10 protein-coding genes are annotated in these 14,008 nt (G+C 67.4%); 7 read left to right on the forward strand and 3 right to left on the reverse strand.

Annotation, left to right across the window (positions count from 1 at the left end; genetic code table 11):
• Window positions 1-51: 51 nt before the first annotated feature.
• From ACWDO5_RS21805 to ACWDO5_RS21820, 4 genes are all read left to right on the forward strand, one after another.
• Entirely contained in the window at window positions 52-891 is an 840-nt protein-coding gene (locus ACWDO5_RS21805) for a hypothetical protein (RefSeq protein WP_450531991.1), read from the forward strand.
• Between the two features lie 669 nt (window positions 892-1,560).
• A complete protein-coding gene (locus ACWDO5_RS21810) occupies window positions 1,561-3,480 on the forward strand; it encodes a hypothetical protein (RefSeq protein ID WP_450531992.1) in 1,920 nt (639 codons plus the stop codon).
• 218 nt (window positions 3,481-3,698) lie between these two features.
• A complete protein-coding gene (locus tag ACWDO5_RS21815) occupies window positions 3,699-6,251 on the forward strand; it encodes a GmrSD restriction endonuclease domain-containing protein (RefSeq protein WP_450531993.1) in 2,553 nt (850 codons plus the stop codon).
• Between the two features lie 146 nt (window positions 6,252-6,397).
• A complete protein-coding gene (locus ACWDO5_RS21820; RefSeq protein WP_450531994.1) occupies window positions 6,398-6,697 on the forward strand; it encodes an NIPSNAP family protein in 300 nt (99 codons plus the stop codon).
• On the opposite strand, the gene ACWDO5_RS21825 is transcribed toward ACWDO5_RS21820, so the two are convergent.
• Entirely contained in the window at window positions 6,698-10,252 is a 3,555-nt protein-coding gene (locus ACWDO5_RS21825; protein ID WP_450531995.1) for an nSTAND1 domain-containing NTPase, read from the reverse strand.
• A 348-nt stretch (window positions 10,253-10,600) separates the two neighbouring features.
• Window positions 10,601-11,062: an ATP-binding protein gene (locus ACWDO5_RS21830; protein ID WP_450531996.1), complete on the reverse strand. Its 462-nt coding sequence runs from the start codon at window positions 11,060-11,062 to the stop codon at window positions 10,601-10,603.
• Between the two features lie 238 nt (window positions 11,063-11,300).
• Between ACWDO5_RS21830 and ACWDO5_RS21835 the strand changes: the two genes are divergently transcribed.
• From ACWDO5_RS21835 to ACWDO5_RS21845, 3 genes are all read left to right on the forward strand, one after another.
• Entirely contained in the window at window positions 11,301-12,089 is a 789-nt protein-coding gene (locus tag ACWDO5_RS21835; protein ID WP_450531997.1) for a helix-turn-helix domain-containing protein, read from the forward strand.
• A complete protein-coding gene (locus ACWDO5_RS21840; protein ID WP_450531998.1) occupies window positions 12,086-12,298 on the forward strand; it encodes a DUF397 domain-containing protein in 213 nt (70 codons plus the stop codon). Before ACWDO5_RS21835 ends, ACWDO5_RS21840 begins: the two co-directional genes overlap by 4 nt.
• A 236-nt stretch (window positions 12,299-12,534) precedes the next feature.
• Window positions 12,535-13,563, forward strand: coding sequence for a DNA polymerase III subunit beta family protein (locus ACWDO5_RS21845; protein ID WP_450531999.1), 1,029 nt, complete (start codon window positions 12,535-12,537; stop codon window positions 13,561-13,563).
• A gap of 139 nt (window positions 13,564-13,702) precedes the next feature.
• On the opposite strand, the gene ACWDO5_RS21850 is transcribed toward ACWDO5_RS21845, so the two are convergent.
• On the reverse strand, window positions 13,703-14,008 hold a 306-nt coding region (locus ACWDO5_RS21850; protein ID WP_450532000.1), incomplete at its 5' end, for a transposase.

Raw genomic sequence — 14,008 nt, forward strand, 5'->3', positions numbered from 1 at the left:
GCCCACAACAACCAACACTCCGCGTGTCTGACCAGAAAGGCCCAGCGCGCCATGCAGATGGAAGTCCTGGACGTCTCCCCCGAGCTGGCCGCCAAGTGGCTCACGCTCAACACCAACAACCGCCCGCTGAGCAAGAACACGGTTCAGCAGCTCGCGGCCCAGATTCAGCGCGGCGAATGGCAACTCACGCACCAGGGCATCGCCTTCGACGAGGACGATGTACTCATCGACGGCCAGCACCGCCTGGCCGCGATCGTCAAGGCCGGCATCGCGGTGCCACTGACCGTCACACACGGGGTGCCCCGCACCGCGTTTACTGTCATGGACACCGGCCGCAAGCGCACCGGCCGGGATGCGCTCGCACTCGCCGGTGAGGCCAACGCCACACACCTGGCCGCGGCCCTGCGCGGCCTCCACCTCTACCTGCACGCCCCCAACTCCGCGTGGAGCGGCGGCTCGTCCGTCACCAGCAATGACCAACTCCTGGTCTCGCTGGAGAAGCACCCCGGCATACGCGACGCCCTCCACCACGGCATCGCGCTCAACCGCGCCTGCCGTATCACCGTCACGGCAGCGACGATCGGCTGGTACGTCACCATTGAGACTCGACCGGACATCGACCAGTCCCGGTGGCGGGACGGCGTGGTCACCGGCGCACAGCTGGAGTCCGGCGATCCGCGCCTCACGCTGCGCAACACGATGCTCAGCCTGGCCGCGGGCAGGACCCACCGCCGCCGCGACGACTCACGCGAGCACCTGTTGTACTATCTCAAGTCGTGGAACGCCTGGGTCGAGGGCCGCAGCATGAAACTGCTGCGCCGCTCCCCCAACGAGACGATGCCCAAGATCTCGAACCAGCCGGTCGCCCCTCGGGCGGACACGGACGGGTGACCAATGGCCGGACCAGGACAGGCATTGCTGGACGCGCACATTGCCCACACACACTGAGGCTTCACCTCGTCCTGTGCCCGGTTCTGCGCCAACTCAGCCTGGCATTAACTAATTCCGCTGCTACGTGGAGGACCTGAACGTGCCGAAGCTGGCACGCTCCACCAGCACGTGATCGTTCGTGAACTCAGTCAGGCAGCAAGACGGTCCACGCCCAAGAGGCTACAACTTGATCAATTTGACTACATGTCACATGAACTGCCAACGTAACTCGCCCTGGAACAACGGGGAACAACAGAGGGGGAACAGAATGGGACGGTTTTACACCGCGTCGAAGAGCCGCTCGCAGGGTCGAGCTGGATGGTCTGTGATCTTCCGACACCCGGGTCGACTCGACCCGGCGACCGGTAACCCGGGGCGTCGTGTCCGACGGGGGTTGGCGACAAGTGTTGATGCGGAAGCTGACGCTCTGGTCTGCCAGCTTAATCAGATCCTTCAGGACGAGGCGCTGTGGGAGCCGCAGGCACGATCCAAGGCGATGGCCTTGTACGACAGCCGGGTCGTCGACGTGTTCTATGACGGTCTTGAAGCCCCTCGCACAGACTTCAGAGGACTTCGCGAGGAGTTCCTGCCGCTGCCGACTCAAGTTGACGGTACCGTCATGTCCTGTTGTTGGGCACGACGGGTGCCGGCAAGACCACGGCGGTGCGGCAGCTGCTCGGCACCGATCCCGGCACCGAGCGCTTTCCGTCCACGTCAACAGCCAAGACCACGGTGGCCGACACCGAGATCGTTCCAACGGAGGACGGACCCTACCGGGCAGTGGTCACTTTCGCCGCCCGGGATGAAGTGATCGACCATCTCACGGACAACGTTTCCGCAGCGGCACTAGCGATCTTTCAGGGAAAGTCAAACAAGGAGGCCCTCAGGCGACTCCTGGACCACGTGAACCAGCGCTTTCGTTTCAGCTACACCCTCGGTCGACCGGTGCTGCCATCCGATGATGACGACGACATGCCCGACGACGAGGACGAGGCGGACGAAGGCGCGATGGCGCTTGAAGCCGATGAACTCACCGTCGTTGACAAAGACGCGACCGCTGCCACGCTCATCAAGGCTGTGTCCGAGCTGCGAAGGATTGTGGCGGAGCAGAAGGCGGGTGCCCTTTCGGACCTGCAGCCGCATGAGGGTGACGACGAGCGTGTCATCGAGGAGATCCTGGAAGAGACTCTTGACTCCGAGCTCCGTCAGCTAGAGGAGTTCCATCACATCGTCGACGACATGCTCCATGAGATCGAACTCCGATTTGCGCACCTGACGGAGGGAGAGCTGCGGCGCACACGTCAAGGGTGGCCGCTTACTTGGACTGTCTCAACCGAGGATCGTGGTGCTTTTCTCAAGGCCGTTACTTGGCTGTCCAGTAACTATGCTCCACTCTTCGGCCGATTGCTCACGCCGCTTGTCAATGGCATCCGAGTAGCCGGACCCTTTATTCCCTCGTGGGCAGAGACGCCCGAACCGCTGGTGCTCATCGATCTCGAAGGTCTGGGCCATACCCCGAAGTCGGCGTCCACGCTCTCCACCGACCTGGCCAAGCGGCTCGACGACGTTGATGCCATCCTTCTGGTTGACAATGCCACCGCCCCCATGCAGGCAGCTCCCGCAGCTGCGTTGAAGACCATTGCGGTCTCGGGCAACACAAGCAAACTGCACTTCTTGTTCACCCACTTCGACCGCATGCGAGCCGACAACCTTCCGAGTTTCTCGGACAGGGAGGAGCACATCCGAGCCTCAGCGGAGAACATGCTCAGTGCCATCGGAGAGGAGCTTGGTCCGACAGCAGAGCGAGGTATCCGCCGGCGACTGGAACGACGCTGCTTCTTCGTCGGCGGAATGCACAAGTCTCTGCGCCCCGTCAGTAACAGCGCCCGACGCACCATCAGTCAGCTAGAGGCGCTGTCCCAACAGCTAGTTGTCGGTGAAGAGTCGGTGCCAATGGGGCCGGCCAAGCCGGTTTTCGACCGGATGCACCTCTCCCTCGCCGTTGCCGAAGCGGCACGCAACTTCCACGCCCGGTGGCGGGGGCTCCTCGGTCTCGAATACAACTCATCGGCACCGAAACAGCACTGGACTCGGGTCAAAGCGCTCTCCCGACGACTCGGTGATTGGGGGCAGGACGAGTACGACACACTCAAACCGGTCGCTGATCTCCGAGATGTGCTTCAAGTGCAGATATTGCTGCTGCTTGAGCGCCCCGTACGCTGGGAGGGGGGATCCCCGACCGACGACGAGCGGGAGGCGGTCATTCAGGAGATCGCGGGGGCTATTACCGGCAAACTGCACGCCCTGATAGAACAGCGAATCAAGACGGACGTTCAGAGTGCCTGGCTGGACGCCTTTCGCCAGCAGGGCATCGGGTCCACCTTCACCCGGGCAAAGATCATCGACACCAAGGTGCTGGGCCGTGGTGCTCCCATCCCCAACGTCACCGCTTCGCCCGATGGGGACGCCTTGCTGCAAGCCATGTCCGATCTTGTAGAGCAGGTCGTCGAGGAACGAGGACTGTTTATTTGGAACAGGCATCGTCCATGACCTACTGAGCGGCCAGAGCCGAGGTTTGGGACCAGGCAGTCGCCGTCGAGTTCGGTGACCCACGCTCCGTCGCAGGTTGAATGCTCCGCGAGCGATCGCCATACGCCTCGGCAGCTTCTCAACGCGAGTGCGGCTGAGCTCACAGTCAGGCTCATCAGGGCTGACATCGACACCGAACCGTCGGCCCCCACGACAACAGCGGAACAGAAAGGAAGCGCATGCGCGCCCAGGAGATCACCTTCCTCAAGCTCGTCCAAGGGGACAAGCAGTTCCAAGTGCCGCTCTACCAGCGGACATACAGCTGGGGAAGGGAGCAACTGCAGCGCCTCTGGGAAGACGTGGGCGAACTCGTCGACCAACACCTGGCCGGGGAGGTCTCGCCGCCGCACTTCCTCGGATCCGTGGTCCTCGCCCCGGGCCAGATCCAGGCCGGCGGCGTGCAGAGGTGGCTCGTCGTGGACGGCCAGCAGCGGCTGACCACGCTGATGCTGGCGTTCGCCGCCTTACGCGATCACCTCAAGGAACGCGGCGACTCCCGCGCCGCCGACAGGGTGCACCGGCAGATCCTCGTCAACGAGTTCCACGAGGGCAGCCTGGACCACTACCGCCTGCTGCCCACCCAGGCGGACCGGGAGGCGTACACCGCATGCGTCCAGGCCAGGGCCAACGCCGGCGGTGGCGACAACGTCGGTGCGGCGTACCGGTTCTTCCGCGGCGCGCTCACCGAAGGGCAGGAGGCCGCAGGCGACGAGCGGTGGGTGGGAACCATCGAGAACGTTTTCAAGGACCTGCTCTCGATCGTGGAGATCACCGCCGAGCCCGGCGACAACGTCTACCGCATCTTCGAGTCGATCAACAACACGGGTGTCGGGCTCAGCCAGAGCGATCTGCTGCGCAACTACGTGTTCATGCTCCTGCCCAAGCGGGGTGAGCGGGTCTATCAGGAGCTGTGGCTGCCCATGCAGCAGAGCCTCGGCCCCAAAAACCTCGAGCTGCTCGTCTGGCTGGACCTGATCGTACGCGGCCACCGCAAGACGAAGCAGAGCGAGATCTACCGGGAGCAGCAAAAGCGGCTCCAGCCACTCGCCGGCAACGAGGAAGCGCTGCAGCACGAGGTCGCGCAACTGGCGGAGCGTGGACAGCGGTTCCTGCGCATCATCGAGCCCGGCCGTGAGCCGTCGGCTTCCCTCCGCGCGGTCCTGGAACGCCTCACAGCATGGGGTGGCCAGACCCACTACCCGCTGGCGCTCCATCTGCTGGACCTCGTCGATGCGGGCAGCACGACTCCCGACGACGCGGCCCAGGCCCTGCAGTACGTCGAGTCGTATCTGGTGCGGCGCCTCGTCTGCCAGACGCCGACCACCGGTCTCAACCGGATCTTCATGGAGGCTCCGAAGGAACTGGAGACCGACCGAACGGCGGCCGAGGCCGTCCGGCGGTTCCTGTCGGGCCGGCGCCGCCGGTGGCCGAGCGACGAGGAGCTGCTCCTCGCGATCCGCAGCAAGCCCTTCTACTGGAGCGGCCGTCCGCCACAGCGCAGTTACATCCTGCGCCGCCTTGAGGAGAGCTACCGCCCCACCGAGCCCGTCGACTTCGCCAATGCCTCCCTCAGCGTGGAGCACGTCCTCCCTCAGAAGCCGGTCCAGGCATGGTTCGACCTGCTGAGCGACGAGACCGAGGACGGCCAGTCGCCCCAAGAGCTGCACGACCTGCTCGTGCACACCCTCGGAAACCTGACGCTGACCGGGGACAACTCGAAGCTGTCCAACCACCCCTTCCAGCGCAAGCAGCAGATCCTCGACTCCAGCGCCCTGCGGATGAACCTGGAGATCGCCTCGGCGGAACGCTGGGGCAAGGCGGAGATCATGGCCCGCGCCGATCGGCTCTCCGAGCGGGCTGTGGAGCTGTGGCCCGGTCCGATCGGCGGGGTCAAGCCGGTCGGCGAGGAGTGGTCCGGCTGGGCGGAGTTGCGGGCGGCGCTGGTCGCGATGCCGAGCGGCACGTGGACGACGTACGGCGACGTCGCCGAGCTCATCGGCAGCCACCCGGTGCCCGTCGGCAGCTACCTGGCGTCCAACGCGTTCGTGATCGGCGCGTATCGGGTGCTCACCGCCGACGGCAAGGTCTCCGCCGCTTTCCGCTGGCCCGACGGCAGCGACAGGCAGCCGCCGCAGGAGCTGCTGCAGGGTGAGGGCGTGAGGTTCGACCCTTCGGGCCGGGCTCACCGGTCGCAGCGCCTCACCGCTGCGGAACTGGCCACGCTGCTGGGCAAGGACGTCGCCCAGGCGGCGTCGCACGACCCACTGCCGGACGGCGAGAACGCCGAGGCGGCCGAGCGGTTCCGCAGCCAGCTGCGGGAGCACTGGCCGGAGGCGTCCGCCGGCGTGCTGGCGGCCCTCGACTTCTGGCGGGGGCAAGGCGGTTACCTCAACTACGGGCGGCACGAGGAGACCAGCTGCTTCCCGATGCTCGACGCCGGAACGAGCCAACGGCCCCACCTTATGTGGCCGGTCGCGATCTACCCGGTCAGCGGAACGGTCGAGGTCGTCTTCCAATACCTCAAGGAGCGCAGCCCGTTCGACGACACGGAGCAGCGCCGCGAACTGTTGCAGCGGCTCAACAAGATCGACGGCATCGAACTGCCCGAGGCGAAGCTGGAGCTCCGCCCGTCCTTTCCGCTGCGGGTCTTCTCCGAGCACGGTGAGGAGATCTGCGAGGTGCTGGACTGGTTCGTCCACACGGCGGCGCTGGACCTGGCCCGGAGGGCCTGAGGTCGGGGCGTACGGCCGCGGACACTTCAGGACTTAGGGTCCGGGAGACGGACCGACGGTCAGTACGTCAGGTCGCCGGTGAAGCCCGATTCGTCGAACACGTACCCGTGTAGCGCCACGGGCTCTCTTCCGGTTGGATGTGCGCCATGCCGAAGACCACACAGCTGCGTACGTACACGGTTCGGGACGGCTTGCTCGACGAGTGGGTGCAACGGTGGCGGGCGCAAATCGTCCCGCTGCGGCTGGAGTTGGGGTTCACCATCGGCGGGGCATGGGTTGACCGGGAGCGCAACCAGTTCGTGTGGCTGATCTCCTACGAGGGCCCGGAGACCTTCGCGGAGCGCAACGCCGTGTACTGGTCGTCGCCCGAGCGCAAGGCCATGGCCTTGGACCCGGACGACTACCTCATCCACACCGATGACCGCACGGTCGAGCAGTCCTACTGATCACGCGCCGTCGAGCGGCAGCATGTGGTGCCGCCGTTCCTCCTCGCTCAGCGTGCGGAAGACCCTCCCCCGCGCGGCCCCTTCCAGCCCGTCGTAGTCCGGCTCCGCGGCCCAGATCCTGGCTGTCCCGTCGGCGGACCCGGTGAGCAGCCGCGCGCCGTCACGGGACCATGTCACTGACGTCACCTTGCCCTGGTGGACGCCGGTTACGGCAACCTCTTCGAAGGTGTCGGCGGACCACACCCGTACGGTGCGGTCGTCGGATCCGGTAGCGAGGTACCTGCCATCCGGCGACCAGGCGACCGCACGGACCCGGCCTTCGTGGCCTTTCAGGACCTCGATCCGGCGCCCGGTGGCAACGTCCCACACAGCAGCCGTCCAGTCGCCCGATGCCGTGGCGACCCGTGCCTCGTCCGGTGACCAGGCGACGTCCTCCACGTAATTGTCGTGCCCGCGCAGGACGGTCAGCTGTCGGCTCTCGGTCGTGTCCCACAGCCGGCAGGTGCGGTCGTCGGAACAGCTGGCGAGCAGGCGCCCGCTCGGGGACCAGGCCACTTGCCCCACCCAGTCCTGATGCTCGGTCAATTTCGTCAGTTCGGTTCCGTCCAGCGCCGACAGCACCCGCACGGTGCCGTCGTGCCCGCCGGTCGCGATCCGCCGGCCGTCCGGGGCCCACGAGCAGCCCTCGACGACCTCGCCGCGCTGCTCGAACAGTGTGCTGCCGTGCCCATCCGCGACGCGGAACAGGCCGTCGTTGGTACTGAACGCGAGCCGGTCGCCGTGCGGCGCCCAGGCCACGCTCCACACCCTTTCTTCGAGCATCGTCACCGGCCCGGCCGGTACGCCGGAATGCGCGTCCCACACCCGAACCGTGCCGTCGTCCGAGGCGGTGGCGATGCGGGTGCCGTCGCCGGACCAGGCGGCCTCGTTCACCGGTCCGTCGTGTCCCTCGGCCAGTACGGTCTCGGCGCCGCGCGGCCGCAGGTCCCATACGATCCCGCTGCCGTCGGTCGAACTGGTGGCGAGCTGGGTACCCGCAGGGGACCAGGTGACTCCCCATACGGTGTCCGCGTGTCCACGCAGCACGGCCAGGACCTTGGCGTCCACCGTACTGACGACGCGCACCGTCCGGTCGGAGGAGGCCGAGGCAAGCATCCGGCCGTCCGGCGACCAGGCCAGGTTCCACACGTAGTCGGTGTGTCCACGCAGCAGAAGCCGGAGTTCGCCCGTGTCCGCGTTCCAGATGCGGGCGGTGTGGTCGCCGGAGCCGGTGGCCAGGGAGCACCCGTCCGGGGACCAGGCGACGCCCTCGACGAAGTCCGTGTGCCCGCTCAGGGTCACGGCTGCCGAGCCCGTCGCCCGGTCCCACACGATCACTGTCTGGTCGTGGGAGGCGGTGGCGAGGCGGCTGCCGTCCGGCGACCAGGCGACGCCCCAGACGTCGTCACCGTGCCCGAGCAGTTCCTGCACCGGCCGACCGGTCCCGGATACCTCCCAGACCCGCACGACGCGGTCCTTGAAGGTTGCGGCAACGTACAGCCCGTCGGGTGACCAAGCCACCTGCCTGCCGATCTCCGCCGAACCGGTGAGCAGCAGTACGGGATCGCCGGATACGGCGTCCCAGATCCGTACGACATGGTCCCGGCCCGCGGTGGCGACTCGGGTCGAGTCGGGCGACCAGGCGACCGATTCGACCATCGCGCCGTCGCACGGCAGGACGAGCACGGGTCGTCCCGACCGGGCGTCGTAGATCCGGCCCGTGCCGTCCCTGGACGCCGTGGCGAGCAACCGCCCGTCGGGCGACCAGGCAATGTCCCGGACCGTGTCCGTGTGCCCGTCGAGTCGGGTACGCAGATGGCTGGCCACCAGCGCGGCCATGAGCCCTCGCCGGGCCGAAGGCGTCGGCGTGCACTCGCCGAGCGCGGCCAGGGACAGAAGCAGGGCGCGCTCCGGATCGCTCTCCGCGCTCCCGAGAACCTGCCGCCCGATGCTGTCGGAGACGCGGCTCAGAAAGGCGAGATCGCTACGTTGCGAGGCCTCGACGAGCGCGCGGGCCGGCGCCGATGCCTGTCCCGCCTCCTCCAGGGCTTCCAGCCAGCGCCGGGCCACGGTGAGCCGGTCGCCTGTGAGGAGGTAGTCGGCGCTGCGCCCCGACCGTTCCCAGTCCTCGGCCCACCGCTCCAGCTCGGCACGCTCACGCAGCCGCTCGGTCCGGGCCTCGACCTCCTGCCGCAGCGGGGCCCACTGGCGGAACAGGGCCTCGTGCGTCACCTGCGCGTACGGCTCATGGTGCGCGGCCGCGTCCCCACGTACGTCCGATCGCAGAAGCCTGGCATCAATGAACGCGTCCACCACGTTCCGTTCTCGGTCCGTGAGTTCGGACAGCGGCACATGGCGGCGAGCCACCTCCTGCCCCTCCACCGTGACGAACTTGAGCAGCACACGGAGTACGAAGTCGATGCCGTCGCCCGGACCGAGAAGTCCCACGGCGTTGTCGGCCTGCCGTGCGAGGGCCCCCGGTACGCCACCGAACTGCCGGTACACCCCCTCGGTGACCGTTCCGCCCGGACCGCAGACGAAGTACAGCTCCTGGAGGAGATACGCGAGCAGTGGGAGGGCGTCGTCCGCCCCGGTCTCACTTACGATCGTGTCGACCACACCGGGTGCGAAGGAGAAGCCCACCAGGGCACCGGGCCGCTCGACTACCTGGGCGAGCTGCCCCCGGCCCAAGGTGCCGATGGCGATTGGGTGTTGGACGAGCTCGGCATGGCTGCTCCCAAGGAGCCGTCCCAGGAGGTCCACGCGGAGCGTGGCCAGCACCCGGACCGAGGGTTCGTGCTCCAGGCAGGCGCGCAGCGCGTCAAGGAACTGGGCTCGTTCCCGCTCCCCCGCGAGCGTGACGAGTTCTTCGAACTGGTCGACGACGAGCAGTACGCGCCGGAACCCTCCTCCGCGCAACCGGGTCAGTTCGCCCCGCAGGGCGTCCCGCCCGTGGCGCAGGCGGCGCAGCACCGCGCTCACCGGTTCCTGGCCGCCCGCGGCGGCCGCGAGGGACGCTGCCAGGGCACCGAGCGGGTTCGGCCCGGGAGAGAACGCCGGCACGACCGTCCAACGGCGCTCCCGCAGCCGGGGCATCACCCCCGCGCGGACCAGTGAGGACTTTCCGCTGCCGGACGCCCCCACCAGGAGGAGGAACCGGTCGGCGGGCCGTGTCACGGTTGCGTGCAATCTCCGCGTCAGCTCGGCGGCCTGCGCCTCCCGGCCGAAGTAGACAGCCGCCTCGTCCTCGTCGAAGGCGTCCAGCCCCGGGTACGGGACCCGGTCACGCGGCCAGTCGACCTGCGGCGGCGCCGGGTTCTCCAAGCGGTACACGACGACCTGCCCGACCACCATGGCCACCACCAGCAGCCCGATGGCAGGTACGGCAGCCCGCTGAATGATCTCCAGCACCCAGGGCACATCGTCCGTGCTGGTGGCGTAGTTGGTGGCAATGCCGAGTAAGCACGCGACAAGCGCCAGCACGACCTGAAGTGACACCTGTATGCGCTGTCTCATGCATCACCGGCCACAAAGCAATTGCCTCGGTGCTCCCGCAGCACACGCCCGCCCCCGTCTCGCCTGCGTCCAGAGTCGTTCCCGCCGCCGCGTCCGTACCGGCAGTACAGACTATGCGGCCACGATGCCTGAACATCATCGGGGCGTGCGGCAGCCCTTTCAACAGCGAACGGCAAAACCGGCCATACGGCTCCACTGCGTCCGGGCGACTTGAGACTCGGCTCGGTTCAGTTTTCGCGATGCGGTGACGGCGACGAGCCCAGCTTCAAAGCCGTCCTGTCTCCATATGGAGGCACGCTGCTGCCAACCGCACCTCTGGAGCGGGGCGCAGACGTTGGCCCGGGCCTGTTATCGCCAGGATGACGACGAGTGGGCGACCTCCGCCCAGACGGTCTTCGTGTACGGGTCGCCGGTCTCGCAGCCCCAGCGCTCGGCATGCGCCGCGACGAGAAGCAGCCCTCGGCCCGACTCCACCTCGGGAGGCGTGGGCTCGCTGGGTGCGGTGGTCGGCGGCAGGCGCTCGGGGCGCGCATCGGTCACCTCGACGCGGACGACACCTGGGAGGAGCCGCAGCACCAGGCAAAAGTCCCGGCCGGCCAGGCGCCCGTGGGTGATGGCGTTGGTCGCCAGCTCGGCGGTGATGACAGCGGTGGCGCGGGAGGCCTCGGCGTCGTATGCGATCCCCCAGTCCGCGAGTTGCTGCGCAGCGAGGCGGCGGGCGAGACGGGCACCACGTCTGGTGCTGCTGAGGCGGATGGTGAACTGCGGGGCTCGGGTGGGCGGTTCTGCGGTGACATTCCTCGACTCCATGACGTAATCGTCTCGTCACGCATATAGCCTGACCAGGTCGGACAGTCGTACGTGGAGGCGCGGTACGGCCGTTGTACGGGTTGGTACGGCACGTGTACGGGTCCGTGCCCGCGACCGGGGCGGCGGGCGAATCGTTGCCGGGCAAGACAGGCACTGCGGCAGGGCAGGGGGCGTGATGGGCAGGGCAAACGAAAGCGAGACGACCGGTCAACGCGAGCGGGACAAGGATCGCCCCGCAGTGTGGAGTGCGTACGGCAAGCTGGTCCGACTCTTCCGCGAACGCTTCGACCTCACGCAACAGGCCCTCGCAGACGCGATCGGGTATTCGCTGGAGCAGGTCGCCTCGGTCGAGCAGGGACGGAGGCCGGCGAAGGAGACGTTCACGGAGGCCGCGGAACGGGTGCTGGACGCGGGCGGGGCGCTGCGGGTGCTCCAGGAGGACGTGGACCGGGCGAAACTTCCGGCGTTCTTCCGCGACTTCGCCCTGCTGGAGGCCGAGGCGGTGAGCCGATTCTCGTACGACCAGTTGCTCATCCCAGGGCTCCTGCAGACGGAGGCATACGCGCGGGCTCTTGTCGAGACCCACTTCCCACCACTTGACGAGGAGACCGTCGAACAACGTGTCACAGCTCGGATGGCCCGACAGTCCCTCCTGACGCGCAAGAACCCGTGCATCGTCTTCGTGTTCATCCTCGAAGAGGTCGCCCTCCACCGCATGGTGGGCGGCACGGCCGTCATGAAGAACCAGTTGGCGCGAATGCTGGAATGCTCCCGGATGCGGAACGTAGAGGTCCAGGTAATGCCGACCCAGCAAGCCGCACACAGTGGCCTCAGTGGCCCGATGGTCCTCCTCGAAACAATCGAGCGCCAACAGTTCGTATCCATCGAGTCTCAGGGAATCGTGAGCGTCCGATCCCACCGAGATGAGGTCAGCGAGTTCTGGCTGCAGTATGGAATGCTGCGGTCACAGGCTCTCAACACCGAGGAGTCTGCCCGTCTCATCGCGAGAGCGGCAGGGGAAAAATGAGTACTGAGCAGCACAACGACGTGCCTGGCAAGCTGACTTGGTTCAAGAGCAGCTACAGCGGTCCGAACGGCGGGGACTGCGTCGAGGTTGCTGCCGCGCCCAACACCGTCCACGTCCGTGACTCGAAGAACCAGCCGGGAGTGGCGCTGACCTTTTCGCGGGACCAATGGGCCGTGTTCACCGCGTACGCGCGTGAGGCATCGGCCTGACCGCAGAGGACGCGTCCCGCCGCAAGCGCCATGAGGCTGCGGCAGTTTCGCAGAGTGGCGATGCAGTGGGAGCAGCCTGCGCCCTGACTGCGCGTCGGGCGGGCAGGGCTCGACGGGCCGGGCCATCGTCCCGACGGGACCCGCGTGCTGTTCGGTGTTCTCAGTGTTCGAGCCGACCGACCGGGGTTGACCCTCGACCTGGTGGAGGGCCCAGAGTGCCGGGTGTGGAGAGCGAGATGCGCAGCATTGGTGAGATGGCCCGGGACAGCGGACTGAGCGTGAGCGCCCTGCGGTTCTACGACGGTGCCGGTGTGTTGGTCCCTGCCTGGGTGGATCCGGTGAGTGGCTACCGCTGGTACGGCCCTGAGCAGCTTGAAGAGGCCCGGTTGCTGGCCCGGCTGCGCCGGGCCGGTATGCCGTTGGCGGACATTCGGCTGGTGCTGGCCGGATGGTCCAGCGCGGACACCGACCTGGTGCGAAAGCTCCTTCAAGCGCATCTGCGCAGTCTTGAACTGGGGCTGTCCGATGCCCGCAGTGAGTTCTCCGCGCTCCGAGCACTACTCGAACACAGGGAGAACCCCATGACTTCGCTCCGCACCACCGACCGGCTGGCCGTCTCCGCGCCTGAGCTGGCCGCCGCATTGGACGCGGTCCGTTTCGCCGCCAGTACCGACCCGGAGCTGCCGATGCTCGGCGGTGTCCTGTTCGACATCGAGGGCGAGCAACTTCACGTCGTGGCCACCGACCGGTACCGGATGGCTGTCGCGGGGGCCGGTACCACCGGGCACGGCGGGCCCCGTGTGCAGGTCATCGTGCCCGCGCCGCTCGCCGACGCAATGCGGGCGTTGCTGAGTGGCGAGGAACCCGTCCAGCTCGCTGTGGACGGTGACCGCGTGACACTGGAGACCGGGGACCGTCAGACGGCCGGTCAGTGCCTCGATCACGACTTCCCCGACTACCGTCGCCTCGTCCGCCTGCCGGCCGGGCGCCGCGCCCTCGTCGATGTGCCGGCTTTCCAGGAGGCGGTGCGGACCGGTCCCGTCCGCGCGAACGAGGTGCGAAAGCAGGACGGCCTGTCCTGTGACCTCAGCGTGCTCAAAGTGGCGGCCGACGGCACCGTGACCATCTGCGAGGACGGTGACGACGACCCGAACCGCGTCGCCGTCAACCGCGAGTTCCTGCTGCACGCGCTCGCCGCCGGAGCCCGGGACCAACTGATTCTGGAGTTCGGCGCCCCTAAGCCTCGATCCACCGGCGTGGTTTGAGAGTGATCTTCTGACCGGTTTCTGAGCCGGTTTCGGGTCGGTGGCCGTGGATGGGCAGGTGGTATCCGCTGGTCTGCCCAGCTTTTCCACGTGATCGGTTCCGGTCGGGCCCTTGCGGACGGGGTGGGCAGGGACGCTGTCAGGCCGGTTCGGGTGGGCCGTGCGTGATAGCGAACATATGCGTCCAGGCTTGCTGCCAGGGCCAGTTGTGGGGCAGGTGCAGGGTGATACGCCGTGCGGAGCGGGCGGTCCGGGCCGGAACATGGATCAGGTGGGCACGGATCGTGGCGGTGGTCGCCCTGGCGTGGAAGACCGAGGTCAGCGCGCCTGTTGCCCGGAGCAGGTTGTAAGTCATGGCCCACAGGGTCAGCCAGGCCGCGTTGGCGTGGAAGTGTCCGGAGGGCAGGTGGGCCAGAGCGCCGGCTTTGCTGTCCGCGATGACCTG

Source organism: Streptomyces sp. NPDC000880, from assembly GCF_053599675.1.